This is a genomic window from Bradyrhizobium sp. AC87j1 (assembly GCF_002936975.1).
In the GTDB taxonomy this organism is placed as follows: Bacteria; Pseudomonadota; Alphaproteobacteria; order Rhizobiales; family Xanthobacteraceae; genus Bradyrhizobium; species Bradyrhizobium shewense.
On sequence record NZ_PTFE01000073.1, the window covers coordinates 24,962 to 42,409 of the forward strand.

The 17,448-nt window shown below is 64.6% G+C and carries 15 protein-coding genes; 8 read left to right on the forward strand and 7 right to left on the reverse strand.

Annotation, left to right across the window (positions count from 1 at the left end):
* Nucleotides 1-25: 25 nt before the first annotated feature.
* Genes CV770_RS29465 through CV770_RS29475 form a run of 3 tightly spaced genes read right to left on the reverse strand, consistent with a single transcriptional unit; the run spans nt 26 to nt 3,834 of the window.
* Entirely contained in the window at nt 26-1,612 is a 1,587-nt protein-coding gene (locus tag CV770_RS29465; protein WP_104464872.1) for an ATP-binding protein, read from the reverse strand.
* Nucleotides 1,609-2,313: a response regulator gene (locus CV770_RS29470; protein WP_091966033.1), complete on the reverse strand. Its 705-nt coding sequence runs from the start codon at nt 2,311-2,313 to the stop codon at nt 1,609-1,611. Before CV770_RS29470 ends, CV770_RS29465 begins: the two co-directional genes overlap by 4 nt.
* Before the next feature lie 12 nt (nt 2,314-2,325).
* On the reverse strand, nt 2,326-3,834 hold the full coding sequence (locus CV770_RS29475) for a DUF4153 domain-containing protein (RefSeq protein WP_201760100.1): 1,509 nt from the start codon (nt 3,832-3,834) through the stop codon (nt 2,326-2,328).
* A 188-nt stretch (nt 3,835-4,022) separates the two neighbouring features.
* Between CV770_RS29475 and CV770_RS29480 the strand changes: the two genes are divergently transcribed.
* Nucleotides 4,023-5,366 carry a glycoside hydrolase family 3 N-terminal domain-containing protein gene (locus CV770_RS29480; RefSeq protein WP_104464874.1) on the forward strand — a complete coding sequence of 448 codons (1,344 nt, stop codon included), beginning with the start codon at nt 4,023-4,025 and terminating at the stop codon, nt 5,364-5,366.
* A gap of 97 nt (nt 5,367-5,463) precedes the next feature.
* Here the strand turns inward: CV770_RS29480 and CV770_RS29485 are convergent, their stop codons facing one another.
* From CV770_RS29485 to CV770_RS29495, 3 genes are all read right to left on the reverse strand, one after another.
* Complete coding sequence (locus CV770_RS29485; protein ID WP_104464875.1) at nt 5,464-7,086, reverse strand: ABC transporter substrate-binding protein; 1,623 nt, start codon at nt 7,084-7,086, stop codon at nt 5,464-5,466.
* Nucleotides 7,087-7,233: 147 nt separating this feature from the next.
* Entirely contained in the window at nt 7,234-8,505 is a 1,272-nt protein-coding gene (locus CV770_RS29490) for a DUF892 family protein (protein ID WP_091966029.1), read from the reverse strand.
* A 155-nt stretch (nt 8,506-8,660) separates the two neighbouring features.
* Nucleotides 8,661-9,269: a TetR/AcrR family transcriptional regulator gene (locus CV770_RS29495; RefSeq protein ID WP_104464876.1), complete on the reverse strand. Its 609-nt coding sequence runs from the start codon at nt 9,267-9,269 to the stop codon at nt 8,661-8,663.
* Between the two features lie 103 nt (nt 9,270-9,372).
* On the opposite strand from CV770_RS29495, the gene CV770_RS29500 reads away from it, so the two are divergent.
* The 3 genes from CV770_RS29500 (at nt 9,373) to CV770_RS29510 (ending at nt 10,772) form a co-directional block, all read left to right on the forward strand.
* Nucleotides 9,373-10,068: a PspA/IM30 family protein gene (locus CV770_RS29500; RefSeq protein WP_104464877.1), complete on the forward strand. Its 696-nt coding sequence runs from the start codon at nt 9,373-9,375 to the stop codon at nt 10,066-10,068.
* A gap of 40 nt (nt 10,069-10,108) precedes the next feature.
* Nucleotides 10,109-10,384, forward strand: a complete 276-nt coding sequence (locus CV770_RS29505) for a YiaA/YiaB family inner membrane protein (RefSeq protein ID WP_091966026.1) — start codon at nt 10,109-10,111, stop codon at nt 10,382-10,384.
* A gap of 181 nt (nt 10,385-10,565) precedes the next feature.
* Entirely contained in the window at nt 10,566-10,772 is a 207-nt protein-coding gene (locus tag CV770_RS29510; protein ID WP_008145196.1) for a hypothetical protein, read from the forward strand.
* Between the two features lie 213 nt (nt 10,773-10,985).
* On the opposite strand, the gene CV770_RS29515 is transcribed toward CV770_RS29510, so the two are convergent.
* Nucleotides 10,986-11,831 (reverse strand): SDR family NAD(P)-dependent oxidoreductase, encoded by an 846-nt coding sequence (locus tag CV770_RS29515; protein WP_104464878.1) that lies wholly within the window; start codon nt 11,829-11,831, stop codon nt 10,986-10,988.
* A 181-nt stretch (nt 11,832-12,012) separates the two neighbouring features.
* Here CV770_RS29515 and CV770_RS29520 point away from each other — a divergent pair, with 181 nt between their 5' ends.
* From CV770_RS29520 to CV770_RS29540, 4 genes are all read left to right on the forward strand, one after another.
* Nucleotides 12,013-13,509 carry an aldehyde dehydrogenase family protein gene (locus CV770_RS29520; protein WP_104464879.1) on the forward strand — a complete coding sequence of 499 codons (1,497 nt, stop codon included), beginning with the start codon at nt 12,013-12,015 and terminating at the stop codon, nt 13,507-13,509.
* Nucleotides 13,510-13,628: 119 nt separating this feature from the next.
* Complete coding sequence (locus tag CV770_RS29525; RefSeq protein WP_104464884.1) at nt 13,629-14,756, forward strand: alkene reductase; 1,128 nt, start codon at nt 13,629-13,631, stop codon at nt 14,754-14,756.
* A 125-nt stretch (nt 14,757-14,881) separates the two neighbouring features.
* On the forward strand, nt 14,882-15,385 hold the full coding sequence (locus CV770_RS29535) for a GFA family protein (RefSeq protein ID WP_104464880.1): 504 nt from the start codon (nt 14,882-14,884) through the stop codon (nt 15,383-15,385).
* 271 nt (nt 15,386-15,656) lie between these two features.
* Nucleotides 15,657-17,318: a thiamine pyrophosphate-binding protein gene (locus CV770_RS29540; RefSeq protein WP_104464881.1), complete on the forward strand. Its 1,662-nt coding sequence runs from the start codon at nt 15,657-15,659 to the stop codon at nt 17,316-17,318.
* Nucleotides 17,319-17,448: the final 130 nt, after the last annotated feature.

The following is a 17,448-nucleotide window of genomic DNA, read 5'->3' on the forward strand; positions in this document are numbered from 1 at the left end:
TGAGGGGCGATGACCTCATCGCGCCTCAGGCGACAGGGAATTGCAGCTCGAAGGCCGCGCCCTCGTCGGTCGGCTTGAGCCTGATCGAGCCGCCATGGCTCGCCATCACCGCACGCGCGATCGCAAGCCCCATCCCGGTGCCGCCTTGGTCGCGGCGGGTGGTGAAGAACGCATCAAAAATCCTGTCGCGGTTCGGTGCCGAGATCGGCTCGCCGTCATTGCTCACCGTCAGACGCAAGGTCGTGCGCTCGTCCACAGCCTCCAGCCTGATCGTCCCGGCCTTGTGCCGCATCGCGTTGTCGGCGAGATGCGACAGCACGATCAGCGCCTTTTCGCCGGACATGCCGATGGGGCGGTCGAGGCTGCCGCTGGCCTCGATGGAGCTGGCCGGAAACCTGTTTCTGAGGTCGGCGATGACGGGCGCCAGCTCCGTGCGCTCGTTCTGCGGCAGGCTCTCGGCGCGCGCAAGATCGCGCAGCCGCTGCGCCATCGCTTCCAGCCGCTGAGTGTCGGACAGGATGTTGGCGATGAATGTCTTCTGCTCGGCCGGCGTCAGTCCGTCAGACCTGCCTTGATAGGAATCCTGCAGCAGCTCGGCCGCGCCCTTGATCGAGGTCAGCGGCGATTTCAGCTCGTGGGTGAGATGGGCCGAGAACGTCGCGATATAGTCGGAACGCCGCGCCAGCTGCTCGGCCATGCCGAGGAAGCTGTGCGAGAGCTGGGCGAACTCACGCGTGCCGTAATGCCGGAGCGGCTGGAAGGCCTCGCGGTCGCCGCGGCCAATCCGTGCGGCGCGGTCGATCAGCTCGCGCATCGGCAGGGTGATGGTGCGCGAGAACACCAAGCCGATCGCGATCGTGCCGAGGATCACGGCGAGCCCCGCTAGCACGAACTTGCCCCGCTCCTGGTACAGATGGTCGAAGATGTTGCTCGGCGTTCGCGTGGTGTAGATCACGCCGGCGACGCGGTTGTTGACGATGACGGGCATCGCCGAGAACACGTGCACGCCGAGGCCGCGGCTGAAGGAATAGATCGGCGGCGGCGGCTTGTCCGGCACGCGGTTGCGTAAAGTCGCGCGGTATTGCCCGTGCAGCGCGTCCGCGACCTCCTCGATATGGGCGAGCGATTGGCCGACCTCTTGCCGCCCGGCGATGACGACGCCTTGCGGATCGAGGATACGAAAGCCCGCCAGCGTCACCTTCTGGGTCTCGCGGATGATCGGCGTCAGCCTTGCGCCGATCTCGACATAGGCCGCCTGCGACGGATGAGACGCGGCTTGCGCATCCGGTCGCCGCCGCAGCAGATCGTTGGCGGTCAGGTCAAGTGCTGGACGGATCGGCGTGACCTGGTCGCCGGGGTCGGGCAGCACGTTCGGCGGCACCTCGGCGCCGAGCGTCAGGCCGCTGTCGAGCCTGGCCGTGACCTCCTGCGCATAGATCGTCGCCAGCACGCGGCTTTGCGCGATCAGCTCGGCCTGGGTCTGGCGGATCAGCTGGTTGTCGTAGAGGCGGAAGAAGAACAGGCCGACCAGCGGCAGCACGCCAACGGTGGTCAGCACCGTGAAGATCACGAGGGCGAGCGACGGCCGCCATTTGTCGGGTGCCGCGCTCATGCCGCTTTCTCGCAGCGGCCGAGCTTGAAGCCGACACCGTGGATGGTCTCGATCGCGTTGTCGCAGGCCAGCACTGCGAGCTTGGCGCGGATGTTGCGGATGTGGCTGTCGATGGTGCGGTCGGAGACCTGGATGTTGAGCTGATAGGCCGCCCGCATCAGTTGCTCGCGGTTGAACACCGAAGTCGGCCGGGTCAGGAAAGCGCGCAGGATGCCGAACTCGATCGCGGTCAGCTTCAGCGGCGTGCCGGCAAAGGTCGCGACATGCTGCTCGGGGTCGATCAGCAGGCCGCCTTGCGACAGCGCGGTGGGACCCGCCTTGATCTCGCCATTGCGCGGACTGAGGCGGCGGAGAATGACATTGACCCGCGCCACCAGCTCGCGCGGGCTGAACGGCTTGGTCACATAGTCGTCGCCGCCGATCTCGAGGCCCAGGATGCGGTCGATCTCCTCGTCGCGCGCCGACAGGAAAAGGATCGGCACGTCGGACGTCTTGCGGATCTCGCGGCAGACATCGAGGCCGTCGAACTCGGGCATGCCGATGTCGAGCACGATCAGATCGGGCCTGTCGGCGGCAAAGCGGCTGAGCGCCTCCTTGCCGTCGCGGGCCTCGATCACGTCCATGCCGGCCTTCTTCAGCGCAACGCGGATGACCTCGCGGATATGGCCTTCGTCGTCGACGATGAGAATGCGATGCGCCAAGAAACTCTCCGCTCACCCTGCCGGCCGGCTGCCGGACTGATCTTTCACCTGCGCGTCCAGCCTGCGCTGCAGCCGCCAGCTCCGAAAGCCCCAGCTCCGCCAGGCCAGATCCTGGCGTTGCTGTTCTACAAGGCGGTCGCGTCGGGACACAAGACAGCCCTCGCCGGCGCCGGGCCGGAGCGCGATGGCCCTGTCGATGGCGGGGAGTGCCTGCGGTCCGAGCGTCAGGAGATAGTCGATGTCGATCTGCACGCCGTTGCCCGATGCTTCCCGGCTGTGGGCGACATTGTAGTCGGCAATGAAGGCGTCGAAGTTCACGAGCGAGCAGCCATAAAGCACGATCGCGAGCGCGATCAGATTGACGCCGACCAGCCATTGGTTGGACCTGTCGAGCACGATTCGGGCGACGATCAGGATTAGTCCCAGCGCCACCAGCCCCATCCAGATGAAGGCCGCGATCCGCCAATAGGTCAGCATATAGATGTCGACATAGAGATCGAGCCGAAGGATGGAGGAGGCGACGAGAAGCACGTTCTGTCCGACCCAGACGTACACCAGCGGCCGGATGATCTTCGATTTCTCCGCCGGGCCGCCCGGACGCATCGCCACCAGCACGAAGGCCGCGGCGAGCAGGGCGGTTACGATCAGCGGATAGGCGCCGCGATGCGCATAGCCCGCATAGGTCAGATTGTCCGGCAGCGCCATATGGCCCCAGAGATAGATGCCGTCGAGAATGGACTGCGCCGCGAACAGCAGGTTGAACAGGATCAGCGAGCGCAGGATGGTGGAGGGACCAAGAAACTCTGCCGAGACCAGAGGCGGGAGCGGCGGCGGCACAGGTCCGTCCGCGACGGCGGTGGTGACGATCGTCTTGCGCCGCCAGCGCACATGGATGAACGGCCAGACCAGAGCCAGCGTCAAGGCCCAGAACAGTACGCGCGGGATGCTGATATATTGGAGGATGAGTTTCGGATTGAGCAGAAACACCCATTGCTCGATCACGGGATTGGCCGCGGCGAACAGCGCGACGAAGACCGTGCTGAGTGCTGCAGGGAGCAGCCAGCGCGCGATGCCGCGGGTCAGCGCCGACGCATTGAACACCTGGGGCGCATCGAGGAAGAACCTGAAGGGTCCGAGCAGGACGAAGTTGCGCAGCGCGCGGACGCGGTCGGCGAGCCCGGTCGTTTCCGCATTGGTCACGAGCAGCAGGGCGATTAGCGTCGCCGCGACGAGGATCAGCAACGAAAGCGCGTTGAGCTCCTCGACGACCGGTGCGAGGCCGACGATGAGAATGGCTGTGCCGATCAGGGCGCGCCGCAGGTTCAGAGCCGCGTGATTGAAGAGCACCGACACGCAAGCGGTGGCGACGGCAAAGAGGGCCAGCGATAGGCCGATCCGGTGGCCATAGAACAGCCAGTCCGCCAGTGCGGCCAGCGCCAGCGCGAGGCCGAGCTTGGCCGGAATGGTGGAGTGCCTGAGCGGCTGGAGGTCCGCTGCTATCGTCGAAGCCAGGCTCGTCATGTCCAGAAGACCTTTCGTGATGGGTGGCATCACGAAGTTTGAACGGTGCTTGTGCAGAAGCCGGGACCATCGTCTGCACGGTTTCAGGAGTCTTTTGCAGTTTTCGTGCAGGCGCGCGTTTGCCTCTCGCGGAGCGCAAATCGCTTTGATAGGTGCGAAGCATCGCCACTCCCAGCGCGTGATGCATCATGCAATTCCTCCGCCGTATCGGTCTCATTCTGCTCTGGCTTGCCGCGCCTGTCGTCACATTCGCGGCCGCGAACAAGAACGATCCCTATCTGGTCCCGTTGCGCGGCGCCGGAAACGTCGCGCTTGTCGTCGCAAGCATCGCGATCGTCATCCTCCTGCTGCGCAAAGGGCGGTGGCGAACCATCGCGGGCAAGCTGCTGGTCACGCTCTGGTGCTTGCCGCCGGTGCTGATGTCCGCGGCGCATCTGAAGTTTGAGCTGCGCAAGCACGACGTTCTCGGCGCAAGTGCCGCCGAGGCGCGACAGCTCGGGCCTCATTTCATGGTCGGCTATTCCTCGTTTCCCGAGGTCGCGCGCCTTGCCGAGCAGGGATTGATCGGCGGCGTCTATGTGACCCGGCACAACATCAGGGGCCGGACGATTGCGGCGCTACGTGCCGAAATCTCGGCGCTTCAGGACAAGCGGCGCGCGGCGGGCCTGCCGCCGCTGGTCGTCGCTGCCGACCAGGAGGGCGGCATCGTCGGGCATCTTGCCCCGCCGCTGACCAAGGTGCCGGCGCTGGCGACGCTCACTGGGCTGGCTCCCGACGACCAGCAGGCCAAAGCCGAAGAATTTGGCCGCATTCACGGACACGAGCTCGGTGCGCTTGGCGTCAACCTCAATCTCGCGCCGGTGCTCGACCTCAAGCCGCCGGCGAGGCGCAATCGTCTCGATTTTCACACGCTGATTGGCCAGCGCGCGATTGCAACCGATCCTGCCGTCGTCAGCACGATCGCAAGTGCCTATGTCCACGGGCTGGAAGAATCCGGCGTCGGTGCCACGCTCAAGCATTTTCCGGGCATCGGCCGCGTGCGCACCGACACGCATCATTTCAGCGCCAATCTGGATACGCGGGTCGGGGAGTTGGAAGCCACCGACTGGCTTCCGTTCCGCGAGGTGCTGTCGCATTCGCGCAGCGCGCTGATGGTTGGGCATGTCACGCTGACCGCGGTCGATCCCGACCGCGCCGCCTCGCATTCCAAGCGCGTCGTCGACGGCATTATCCGTGACAAATGGGGCTATCAGGGCGTGGTGATGACCGACGACCTCGTGATGGGGGCGATCTACCAGAACGACGTCTGCAAGGCCGTGGTCGAGGCGATCAATGCCGGCGTCGACCTGCTGCTGGTCGCCTATGACGGCGCGCAGTTCTACCGCGTCTTCGCCTGCTCTCTGGACGGCATGCGGCAGGGCAAGCTCGACGCGGCGATGCTGCGCGCCAGCGCTACGCGGCTGGAAAGAGGATTTCCGATCGAGCAGGCACGCGCAGGCCCGGGCGCGATCAGCTTCGCCCGTCAGGACTAAAGCATGATCCGGAAAAGTACGCAGCGGTTTTCCGAAAAGATCATGCTTAAACAACAAGCTAAAGCGCGATGACGATTCATCCTAATCGTATCGCGCTTTAGCCTTTCACATACTGACGGTAGTCCGGCTCGCGGTGAAACCAGAACTCGTAGCCGGTGATGCCCTTCTGCATGGCGACGTCGTGGATCGGCTGGTTGAGCGGAACGACCGGAACGTCGCGGATGCAGAGCGCGATGAAATCCTTCACGCATCGGTCGTACTCGGTCGCGTCCGCGGTGAAGCGGGCCTTGTCGATCAGCGCGTCCATCTCCTTGTTCTGGTAGGAGGAGATGTTGAAGATCGAGTTGTTGCCGTGGAAATTCCAGTAGAAGTAATATTCGGGATAATCGAGCCAGCCGCTGAAACGGTTGAGCGCAAGCGGCAGCTCTTTTTTATTCAGCGTCGTGCGCCAGTTCGCGCCGGGGATCTTTTCGATTCCCGCCTTGATCCCGATCTTGGCGAGGTTCTCCTGGATCAGGATCGCGGTCGGCTCGCCGACGGTCGCGGTGCCTGTGTCGAGCGACAAGGTCGTCTCCAGACCGGAGGCGAAGCCGGCTTCCTTCATCAATGCCTTGGCCTTGTCGAGATCGGTGACATAGGGAAACGGCTGCGGCCAGACCGGCTTTGAAACGTCGGCGGCGCCGCCGTACATGGGAACGGCACGGCCGAAGAACGCGCTGCTCTGGATCTGCTCATACGGCATCGCCCAGGCGATGGCCTGCCGCAGCTTGACGTTGTCGAACGGCGGCTTTGCGGTGTTCAGAGCAACGTACCAGAGCGCATTGGGGATCGGCACGCCCGACACCTTGACCTTGCCTTCCCTGATGAGCTGGTCGAAATCGCGCGGCGCAAAGCCGCTCGACAAGTCCGCATCGCCTCGCTCCAGCATGGCGCGGCGGGTCCCGCCGGAGGGAACGTCGCGTGCGATCACGCGCCTGATCTTCGGCAACGGTCCGCTCTTCCAGTCGTCGAAGCGCGCCAGCACGGTCTCGCTGCCGGGCTTCCAGCTTTCGATCCTGTAGGCGCCGCCGCCGGCCTCGTTGTTCTTCAGCCACGCCAGCGCCCACGGGTCTTCGGCCGTCGCATTCTTCTTCGCCAGTTCGGAATTGATGACGAACGGCACGACGACGGCGACGTTGAACAGCAGCATCTTGTCCTTGCGGACATAGTCGATGCGGAAGGTGTGATCGTCGACGACGACGAACTGCTCGGGCTTTTCCAGCGATCCGGCGGACATTTGGAAGGTCGGGAAGCCGCCGACCTTCACTGCGCGGTCGAACGACCATTTCACGTCCTTGGCCGTCACCGGCGTCCCGTCGTGAAACTTCGCGTCTTTTCGCAGGCGGAAGGTGCAGGACATGCCGTCGGCCGCGACCTCCCAGCTCTCGGCGAGTTCGGGCGCGAGCTTCTCGCGATCATACGAGAGCGTTCCGTCCGGCAGCGTCTTGGAGGCGTAGGAGAGCAGGCGGTCGTAGCAATTCCACGATAGCCCGTTCACGGTCTGGTTGGAGCCGACGCCCTGCATGTCCAGCGAGTTCGGACCCAGCTCCTGCACCACCAGCAGCGTCTCGCTCCGGCCCTGCGCCCAGGCGAAGGGAGGGGCGACGGCACTGATGGCGGCGGCACCCACGCCGCCGAGCACCACGCTGCGGCGGCTCATATGGAAGGGTGAACTGCTCATGGGGGCCTCCTGTCCGGCAATTGTCCGGTATCGAGAGGCAAGGTGTGTGCCACCGGTACGAATTATCGTACCGTGTCCGTGGCCGGCCGCCCCGCGCGACGGCGCGAGACGGTTTCATTCGGTGAGTCTGCGCGCGCCAGGCGCCTCCTATTCGGCCTGCTCCAGTGCGGCAGGCATCTTCGCAACCGACATCAGCGATCGCGCGACCTGATTGAGCAGGAGATCGGCGTTTTCCTCTTCGGCGAGGGATTTGGAGAGCAGGGCCACCACTGCGCTATGCCGGAGCTGTTGCGCCAGGTTGCGCGCGGTGGTGTAGCCGGACATCTCGTAATGTTCGACGCGTTGAGCCGCAGAAATCAGTGCGAGGTCGGCGGCTGCGTCTTCCTTGTCTTCGCCTTCCTTCATGACCTCCTGGCCTTCCTCGATCAGGCCCATCATGCCCTTGCAGGGCTTGGCGCGTGCGTTCTCGCCGAGCAGCTCGAAGCATTCGTTGATGCGCTCGATCTGATTCTCGGTCTCGGCCAAATGCTGCTCGAACAATTCCCGCAGCTGGTCGAAGCGGGCGGCCTGCGCCATCTTGGGGAGCGCCTTGGTCAACTGCTTCTCGGCATGGAGAATGTCGCGCAGTTCATGGAGCAGGAGATCGGTCAGGCCGGCTTCGTCGACAGGCGGTGAGCTCTCCGTGACGATCGGCGTGCCGGCGCCGAGATCGGCGGACTGCAGCGCAGGCGATTCCGTGAACACCCAGTCCTCACCCTCGTTCCAGGGACCGCGGGTGTCGATTTCGCCGTGGTCACCGCTGCCGGTGGAGTCGTTGAAGTACTGGTTTACGAGGCCGGGCGTCGGCGCGATCCTGCCGACGCTGAAGGCCGGCTTCGACAAGCTTTCGAGCGCTCGCGCGAACGCCTTCATATGAGTGATCTCCCGCGTCATCAGGAACTGGAGCGCGTCCTTGCTGCCGGCGTCGTCGCAGAAATTGATCAGCCGTTCATAGACGATCTTCGCGCGCGCCTCGGCGGCGATGTTGCTGCGGAGATCGACGTCGAGCTCGCCGGTGATCTTGAGATAGTCGGCGGTCCAGGGATTGCCTTGCGAATTGAACAGGTTGACGCCGCCGCCGCCGGCGATCGCAATCAGCGGGTCGGCTTCTGCCGCCTGGCGGTCATTCTTCGAAGGCGCAAGATGCATCCGCGCGAGACAACCGACGACTTCGAGATGGCTGAGCTCTTCGGTGCCGATATCCATCAGGAGATCCTTGCGGTCGGGGTCCTCGCAATTCAGACCTTGAATCGAATATTGCATCGCGGCCGCGAGTTCCCCGTTGGCGCCGCCGAACTGCTCGAGCAGCATATTGCCGAAACGGGGATCGGGCTCGTCGACACGCACGGTGAACATCAGTTTCTTGACGTGGTGATACATGGGAGGGCTCGCGCTCTGAGGGAAACTATGCGCGACAACCGACCCTCGAAATGTTCGTTCCTAGCTCTCGTCGAGATTCAGATCTGGTGGTGCGGAGCGCGTATACGCGTTGGTTGGCGTCGGCGAGATCTCTACGGTCCCACTGCTTCGCGCCTCTACTCGGCCCGCGCGATCAGTCCGTCAATCATCGCGCGCACGAGGCCAGCGATTTCCTTGCGGAGCGCCGGCAGCGGCACGGCGACCAGCTTCTGCTCCAACCCCAGCGCCACCATGCCATGGACCGCCGAGAACAGGCTGCGCGCGGTGATGCCGAGCTCCTCCGGGCTGCGCTTTGGAAACAGTGCGGCCAGCGGCTGGTAGATGTGGCGGAACAGCTGCATCTGATCGTCGACGGACCAGTCGGGGACGACCTTGTCGGCCTCCATGCGGTGCTCGAACAGCGCGCGCCAGAGCTGGAGATTTTCGGCCGCGAAATCGCAATAGGCGATGGCAATGCGGACCAGCGTCTCCTGCGGTGAGGGGGCGCCCGCGCGTTCCGCCACGCCGAGCGCCTCGTCGAGCCGGAGCAGCGTGCGCGATCCCACACGCAGGATCAGCTCATCCATATCGGCCACGAGATTATAGACCGCACCATTGGCGCAGCCGATCTCGCGGGCGAGATCGCGGGTTTTCAGCCCTGACAATCCACGATCCGCGATCATCCGTTCCGCCGTCAGGATGAGCGCGGATCGAAGTTTCTCTCGACGTTCCAAGGCCTTAGACATGCATGGGCCAAATTCTTGAGCGTTGCTCAAATTTCTCTTGAACAATGTTCAAGGTTGTTGCTACAAAGTATGTGTGAGCAACGCTCATAACAGGGAGCAACAGATGTTCAAGACCGTCGTGACACTTTTCCGCGGCAGCGTGGCCGCCGCGGGCGAAGAGCTGGAGGACCGCACGGCCCTCCTCATTCTCGACCAGCAGATGCGCGATGCGGCAGCCGCCGTCGAGCGCAGCAAGCGAACGCTGGCGCTGGCGATCGCGCAGGATCAGCAGGAAGGCCGCAAGCTCGAGGCGACGATCGCCCGCATTGCCGATCTCGAGACGCGCGCGGTTGCGGCGCTCGACGGCGGCCGCGAGGATCTCGCCAGGGACGCTGCCGAAGCCATCGCAGGCTTGGAGGCCGACCGCGATGCGGCGATGACGGCCCGCGCCCTGTTCGCGACCGAGATCGCCCGGTTGAAGCGGCACGTCGCAACCGCGCAGGCCCGCATCACCGAGCTCGATCGCGGCCGCCGCGTCGCCCGCGCCTCGGAAGCGGTGCGCTCGCTTCGCCGCAGCGGCATCGAGGCGGCACGTCCTTACGAATCCACGCTGCCGGAGGCGGAGAGCACCCTGCGGCGCCTGCGCGAGCGGCAGATGGAAACCCAGGCCGCCGATGATGCGCTGGTCGAGCTCGATGCGGCGACCGGTCCGCTCGCCACCGCCGAGAGACTCGCCGAGCAGGGTTTTGGCCCCCGGTTGAAGACGACTGCGGACGACGTGCTGGTCCGGTTGAAGTCCAAGCGCGCGCCGACTGCCTGATCCCCAACCCCATCATCATTCGAACCAACAGGAGACCATCATGAACCAGAACGGCCAACCCCATAGCAGCGCCTGGGTGACCTTCACTTACGCGTCCTTCGCAGCCTCCGCGTTCCTCATCGCCATCGGTATCTTCTTCCTGCCGATCGACTTCTGGATGAAGGGCTATCTCACCATGGGCATCGTCATGCTGATCCAGACCTGTATCACCCTGACCAAGACCGTGCGCGACAATCACGAGAGCAGCCGGCTGGTGAACCGCATCGAGGATGCCAAGGCCGAGCGTTTGCTGATGGAGGTTTCCAAGGCGGCTTGAAAAATGTGCCTTGCGCCAATCGGACGACGAGCAAGAGAGCCGCGGAGCGTCGCTCCGCGGCTCTCGCGTCCGCGACCACCCGGAATGACGTTTTGATCGGGCCTTCCGATCCGCATCCCGCATTGTACTTCGAACGCAGGTGCGTTATGGCTCTCGCGCTTTCCAGAGGCGGAGACGAGCTTTGTCGAAACAATCGCTGCGTGAGGAGGCCGAGCGCCTGATCCGCGAATCGATGGAAAAGAAGACCATCGTCGTCAAGCAGGGCGCGACCCGCATCGAGGCCGTCTGCGGCAAGTGCGGCGCGCCGAACCGGGTCCAGGCGGAGAAAGGCCAGACCCGGGTCAAGTTCGCTTGCAAGAATTGCGGGCACCAGCAAGAGACGCTGTAGCTTTCTTACCCTCTCTCCTTGTGGGAGAGGGTGGCTCGCCGCATAGCGGCGAGACGGGTGAGGGGTCTCTCACCGCGAGTCTCGCTGACAGTTATATTCGGGGATAGATACCCCTCATCCGGCGCCGTAGCCGATGCAAAGCATCTGCGTTCTTAAGAACGGCGGCCGAAGGCCGCCTATGCCACCTTCTCCCACAAGGGGAGAAGGAAAACGTCACTTCCCCTCCACGAACCTCACGAACGCATCCGCGTAATCCGGGTGCCAGCGCGACAGCGGCGGCCGGTTCTCGACGATGTCGCCGGCGGCCCATCGCATGCGCTTCTCGTCGAGCGCGCGCGGCACGTCGTTGTCCGGGCACAGGATGTAGAAATCGCCCACCTCAAGCCGCGCCAGCATGAAATCGACCGTCTGCTCCGGCGTCCAGGCGCCGGCCGGCTTTTCGGTGCGGCCCTTCGCCGTGAGGCCGGTGAAGACGAAGCCGGGAATTAGCAAATGTGCCGTGACGCGACAGTCTCTCGTGTTCCGCAGCTCGTGCTGGAGCGCTTCGGTAAATGCCTTCACGCCGGCCTTGGAGACATTGTAGGCGGGATCGCCCGGCGGCGTGGTGATGCCCTGCTTCGAGCCGGTGTTGATGATGAGGCCGGTCTTGCCGCGTGCGATCATGTTGGGCGCGAAGATGCGCGAGCCGTTGATGATGCCCCACATATTGACGGCGATGATGCGCTGCCAATTGTCGGGTTCGCCGAACAGCGTGCTGCCCGGCTGAATGCCGGCATTGTTCATGAGCAGGTCCGTTCCGCCGAACTGCGCGGCCACGGCGTGTTCCAGTTCCCTCACGCTCTCCGCGCTGCTGACATCGACGGCGAAGGTCATCACGTTTGTGGCAGACGTGACGGATGACAGTTTTGTCGCAGCGTCCGCCAGCCGTTCCCGGTCCACGTCCGCGATACACACCTTCATGCTGGCGCGCGCGAAGGCCGCAGCGGCGGCAAATCCGATTCCGGATGCGCCGCCTGTGATCACGGCGACATTGTCTTTGACGATGGCGGGATGGGACATGGATCATCTCCGGGGAGGACTCTTCGTCGAGCTATAACATGGCAACAATCCGACCCTGCACAAGTTGGCATGGGAGGTCTTCGTTCGGCGCTGCCTTTACGCCTATCCGGCACGGCTGTATCCTTCACCCTAAAGATCGCGCCCAGATCGAACAATCAATCACCTGACAGGGAGTGCAGCCATGGCTGTGTCGCAGGCTATTCCGATCACGCGCCATCCGTTCGCGAATGGGTCCTACAAGCAGATGCTGATCGACGGGAAGTGGGTCGACGCAGCCTCAGGCAAGCGCTTCGAGACTCATAACCCTGCCACCGGCGAATTGCTCGCCACCGTCGCCGAGGGCGACAAGGAAGACATCGATCGTGCGGTTGCCGCCGCCCGCCGCGCCTTCGAGGGGCCGTGGAGCAAGGTGAAACCGTTCGAGCGGCAGAATCTGCTGCTCAAGCTTGCCGACCTCGTCGAGAAGAATTTCGACGAATTGTCGCAGCTTGATACCCTCGACATGGGTGCGCCGCTCAGCCGCACCCGCGCCTATCGCCTGCGCGCCGTCGGCATGCTGCGTTATTACGCCGGCCAGACCACGGCGATCCACGGCGAGACCATCGAGAACTCGCTGCCCGGCGAGATCTTCTCCTACACGCTGAAGGAGCCGATCGGCGTCGTCGGCGCCATCATTCCCTGGAACGGTCCGCTCACCGCGACGATCTGGAAGATCGGCCCCGCGATCGCGACCGGCTGCACCGTGGTGCTCAAGCCCGCCGAAGAGGCGCCGCTGACCTCGCTGCGCATCGCCGAGCTGGCGATGGAGGCGGGCATTCCGCCCGGCGTCGTCAACGTCGTGCCCGGCTACGGTGAGACCGCGGGCGCCGCGCTCGCCTCGCATCATGACGTCGACAAGGTCGCCTTCACCGGTTCGCACGTCACGGGTCAATCGATCATCCGCGCCTCCGCCGGTAACCTCAAGCGTGTTTCGCTCGAGCTCGGCGGCAAGTCGCCGGACATCGTGTTCGCCGACGCCGATCTCGACGCCGCCGTGCCGGGTGCGGCGATGGCGGTGTTCGCCAATTCGGGGCAGATCTGCAGCGCCGGCACGCGCCTGTTCGTCGAGCAGTCGATCTATGAGGAGTTTGTCGGCCGCGTCGCCGAGTTCGGCAAGAAGCTGCAGGTCGGTAACGGTCTCGATCCCAATGTGCAGATCGGGCCGCTGGTGTCCGAGCAGCAGCTCGAGCGCGTCACCGGCTATCTCGACATCGGCCAGAAGGAAGGCGCGAAGGCGCTCGCCGGCGGCGGCCGCGTCACCGAGGGCGCGCTGTCGAAGGGCTTCTTCGTCTCGCCGACCGTGTTCGCGGGCGTTCAGGACAACATGCGCATCGCGCAGGAGGAGATTTTTGGCCCCGTCATCTCCGCGATCGCATTCAAGGACATGGACGAGCTGGTCAAGCGTGCCAACAACACCACCTTCGGCCTCGGCTCGGGCCTGTGGACGCGCGACGTCAGCAAGGCGCATGCGGTCGCAAAATCGCTGCGTGCCGGTTCGGTGTGGGTGAACTGCTACCAGGCGATGGACCCGGCCGTGCCCTTCGGCGGCTACAAGATGAGCGGCTATGGCCGCGAGTCCGGCAAGCAGCATGTCGAGGAATATCTCAACGTGAAGTCCGTCTGGATCAAGACGGCCTAGCGCCTGTTCTCTCCTGCCTTCCGCGGGAGGGAATATCTGCTTTTGTGGGGGCGGCGCCTTTTCCGGGTGCCGCCCCTCGCTATATGATCCGCATCCTTCCAAAGAAACTCGGGGTCAGCATGAAATTCGAGGCGTTGTTTAGACCGTTGCAGGTCGGTCCGTACAAGCTTGCGCATCGCGTCGCGATGGCACCGCTGACACGCATGCGGGCCGAGCGCGAGAGCTTTTCACCGCGCCCGCTCAACGCCGAATATTACGGCCAGCGTGCGACGCCGGGCGGCCTGCTCATCGCCGAAGCCTCGCCGGTGCTCTCGCACGGCCGCGGCAATCCGGCGACGCCCGGCATCTATTCTGAGGCGCAGATCGCCGGCTGGCGCAAGGTGGTCGATGCCGTGCACGCCAAGGGCGGCATCATCTTCCTCCAGCTCTGGCATGTCGGCCGGGTCTCGCATTCCTCCTTCCACGGCGGCGAGCTGCCGGTTTCGGCCTCGGCGATCCCGATCAAGGCCGAGGGCATGAAGGCGATGACGGCCGACGGCAAGATCTCGGACTATGAGACGCCGCGCGCGCTGGAGACCGAAGAGGTCAAGGGTATCGTCGAGGCCTTCCGGCAGGGCGCCAAGAATGCGCTCGCGGCCGGCTTCGACGGCGTCGAGATCCACGGCGCCAACGGCTATCTGCTCGAGCAATTCCTGCAATCACGCAGCAACCAGCGCACCGACCAATATGGCGGTTCGATTGAGAACCGCGCGCGGCTTCTGCTGGAGATCACGCAGGCCGCGATCGACGTCTGGGGCGCGGGTCGCGTCGCCGTGCGGCTGTCGCCGCATGGCATCGCCAACGATTCCGGCGAGCCCGATCCGATGCCGCTCTATACCCATGTCGTGAAGGCGCTCGACAAGCTCGGTCTCGCCTATCTGCATTTCATCGAGCCGCGCTCGAGCGGCTCGGGTCGCGCCGAGGTCAACTGGCAGAATGTGCCGTCTGCGATGCTGCTGTTCCGCCCGCTCTACAGCGGCGTGCTGATGACCGCAGGAGGCTTCACCGGCGAGACCGCGAATGCGGCGATCGCCGACGGCCATGCCGACATCATCGCCTTCGGCCGCATCTTCATCTCCAACCCCGATCTGCCGAGCCGCCTTGAGCACGATTACCCGATCACGCCGTACAACCGCGCGACGTTCTACGGCGGCGAGGAGAAGGGGTATACGGATTATCCCGTGTATGACGAGCTGACGACGGCGTAGGTTCTCTTGTCATTCCGGGGCGATGCGCAGCATCGAACTATGGTGCGCAATTGCGCACCGGAGAATCTCGCGATTCCGGGTCTGGTGCTTCGCACCATCCCGGAATGACAGCAGGGAAAACACAAATGGCCAAAGCCGCAGCTGCCGCAGGGATCGCCACCGGCCAATGCCTCTGCGGCAAGGTCACCTTCGAGATCGATATCCCCGCGCGCTGGGCCTGGCACGATCATTCGGCCGCCAGCCGTCGTGCCCACGGCGCGGCCTACGCGACCTATGTCGGCAGCTGGAAGAAGCGGTTTCGCATCACGTCGGGGAAGACGGCACTCACCCGTTACGAGGACAAGGCCACCACGACCACGCGCAGCTTCTGCTCGCATTGCGGCACGCCGATTGCCTATGAACGATCGCGCGGTCCGCACATGGTCAACATCCCGCGTGCGCTCTTCAGGGAGCGCACCGGCCGCCAGCCGCTCTATCACATCGCGATCGAGGAGCTGCAGGAATGGGCCTATACCGGCGAGCCGCTGGTGCCGCTGAAGGGCTTTCCGGGCGTGGTCTGGCAGCGATCGAAAAAGAAGAAGCGGGCAGGTGGCGAGGACCCGTTCGAGCTGGGGCGGGAGGAGATGTAGCGGGAGCCGCTTGCCTCGCTCTCGTGCCCCGGACGCGGTGCGGCACGAAGTGACGCTCCGCTGAGCCGGGGCCCATGCGGCGGAGAATGCGGTGAGCAACTGGGTCCCGGCTCTGCGCCGCACCGCTGCGCGCTGCGTCGCGTCCGGGACACGAGAGCGGGGTTTGCCGCTCCGGCGCAACGCAGCCATGACCACGCTTCCTTGCGCGCCTCCCGCGACTTCGGCCATCATGCTTTCAGTCCTTGCGGCAACGTCCGCTCCTGGAGGAAACATGAAGAACAAGATCACCGGCCGCTCCGCCTTTCTCGCGCTGCTCAAGGACGAGGGCATCACGCATCTGTTCGGCAACCCCGGCACCACCGAGCTGCCGATCATGCATGCGCTGAAGGACCATCCCGACCTCACCTATGTGATGGCGATGCAGGAGAGTCTGGTGGTGGCCATCGCCGATGGCTATAGCCGCGCCTCCGGAAAACTCGTCGCCTGCAACGTTCATGTCGCGCCCGGCCTCGGCAACGCGATGGGCTCGCTCTACAACGCGCAGTTCACGGGCACGCCGATGATCCTCACCGCCGGCCAGCAGGAGCAGGGGCACGGCCTGATGGAGCCGGTGCTGTATGGGCCGCTGGTGCGCATGGCCGAACCGCTGGTGAAATGGGCGGTGGAGGTGACGCGGCTGGAGGATTTGCCGCGCATCGTGCGCCGTGCCGCCAAGATCGCGACGACGCCGCCGACCGGTCCGGTGTTCATCTCGCTGCCGGGCGACATCCTGAACAGCGAAGCGGGGATCGATCTCGGCCGCTCCACCCGCATCGACGCGCGGACAAGGCCGTCGGACGGAGCGCTGAGGGCAATTGCTGCGCGGCTGCTGAGGGCGGAGCGCCCCGTCGTCGTCACCATGGACGAGGTGGTCAAGAGCGATGCGCTGAAGGAGGCTGCCGAGCTTGCCGAACTGCTCGGCGCGGCGGCTTACCAGTCCTCGACGCCCTATGGTTCGCACTTCCTGTCGGAGAGCCCGAGCTTTGTCGGCACGCTGGCACGCGTGCAGAAGGTCGCGCGGGATACGCTCGCGCCGTACGATCTCCTGATTGCGCTCGGCGGCGATCCCTTGCGGATGTCTGTCTATAGCGAGGTCGACGCGTTGCCGGACGGCTTGGGCATCGTGCAGATCGGCCTCGCCGATTGGGAGATCGCCAAGAATTACGGCGCCGAAATCGCGCTCAAGGCGGATCTGAAGGAAACGCTGCGCGCGTTGATCCCGGTGCTGAAGGAGATGGGTGGCGCGACACTGGCGAGCCGCGCCAAGCAGCGCCTCGCCGAGATCGCGCCGAAGAACTGGACCGCACGCCGCGCGGCGCTGGTCGAGCAGATCGGCAAGAGCGCCGGCCGCGCGCCGATCGATCCGGACTTCCTCGTGCTGCAAATGGTCGAGGCCATGCCGGAAAACGCCATCCTCGTCGACGAGGGCCTCACCTCCAGCCGTCAAGTGACGGCGCTGCGGCCGCATCGCGATCGCTACGGCTATCACGGCCTTGCCTCAGGCGGCATCGGCTGGGGCCTGCCGGCATCGGTCGGCGCCAGCATCGCCAATCCGGACCGCCCGGTCGTATGCTTCTCGGGCGACGGCAGCGCGATGTATTCGATCCAGTCGCTATGGACCGCGGCGCATCACAAGCTGCCGCTCAACGTCGTCATCGCCAACAATGGCGGCTACCGCATCATCAAGCAGCGCCTGCTCGCTTTCCATGGCGACGACAATTATGTCGGCATGGACTTTGTCGATCCGCCCGTGGATTTCGCCGGCGTCGCCAAGGCGCTCGGCTGCGAGGCGATCAAGGTGAGCGATCCCCGCGAGCTGAAGGCGACGCTGGCGTCGGCGTTTGGCCGGCCGGGAACGAAGCTGATCGAGGTGATGGTGGACGGGAAGGTGTAGGGCAAGCTGCCTCCACGGCGTCGTCCCGGCGAACGCCGGGACCCACACCGCGTGATCTATCGATTGCGGGTGCTACCAATCCCGAACGACCAGTCTTCGCCAAACCACTCCCTGGGGGTATGGGTCCCGG

What these genes read in the sequence shown, in the direction of transcription:
- CV770_RS29465 (WP_104464872.1), bottom strand. Translation starts at nt 1,612, where the DNA reads ATGAGCGCGGCACCCGACAAATGGCGGCCGTCGCTCGCCCTCGTGATC.
- CV770_RS29475 (WP_201760100.1), bottom strand. Translation starts at nt 3,834, where the DNA reads ATGACGAGCCTGGCTTCGACGATAGCAGCGGACCTCCAGCCGCTCAGG.
- CV770_RS29480 (WP_104464874.1), top strand. Translation starts at nt 4,023, where the DNA reads ATGCAATTCCTCCGCCGTATCGGTCTCATTCTGCTCTGGCTTGCCGCG.
- CV770_RS29485 (WP_104464875.1), bottom strand. Translation starts at nt 7,086, where the DNA reads ATGAGCAGTTCACCCTTCCATATGAGCCGCCGCAGCGTGGTGCTCGGC.
- CV770_RS29490 (WP_091966029.1), bottom strand. Translation starts at nt 8,505, where the DNA reads ATGTATCACCACGTCAAGAAACTGATGTTCACCGTGCGTGTCGACGAG.
- CV770_RS29495 (WP_104464876.1), bottom strand. Translation starts at nt 9,269, where the DNA reads ATGTCTAAGGCCTTGGAACGTCGAGAGAAACTTCGATCCGCGCTCATC.
- CV770_RS29500 (WP_104464877.1), top strand. Translation starts at nt 9,373, where the DNA reads ATGTTCAAGACCGTCGTGACACTTTTCCGCGGCAGCGTGGCCGCCGCG.
- CV770_RS29505 (WP_091966026.1), top strand. Translation starts at nt 10,109, where the DNA reads ATGAACCAGAACGGCCAACCCCATAGCAGCGCCTGGGTGACCTTCACT.
- CV770_RS29515 (WP_104464878.1), bottom strand. Translation starts at nt 11,831, where the DNA reads ATGTCCCATCCCGCCATCGTCAAAGACAATGTCGCCGTGATCACAGGC.
- CV770_RS29520 (WP_104464879.1), top strand. Translation starts at nt 12,013, where the DNA reads ATGGCTGTGTCGCAGGCTATTCCGATCACGCGCCATCCGTTCGCGAAT.
- CV770_RS29525 (WP_104464884.1), top strand. Translation starts at nt 13,629, where the DNA reads ATGAAATTCGAGGCGTTGTTTAGACCGTTGCAGGTCGGTCCGTACAAG.
- CV770_RS29535 (WP_104464880.1), top strand. Translation starts at nt 14,882, where the DNA reads ATGGCCAAAGCCGCAGCTGCCGCAGGGATCGCCACCGGCCAATGCCTC.
- CV770_RS29540 (WP_104464881.1), top strand. Translation starts at nt 15,657, where the DNA reads ATGAAGAACAAGATCACCGGCCGCTCCGCCTTTCTCGCGCTGCTCAAG.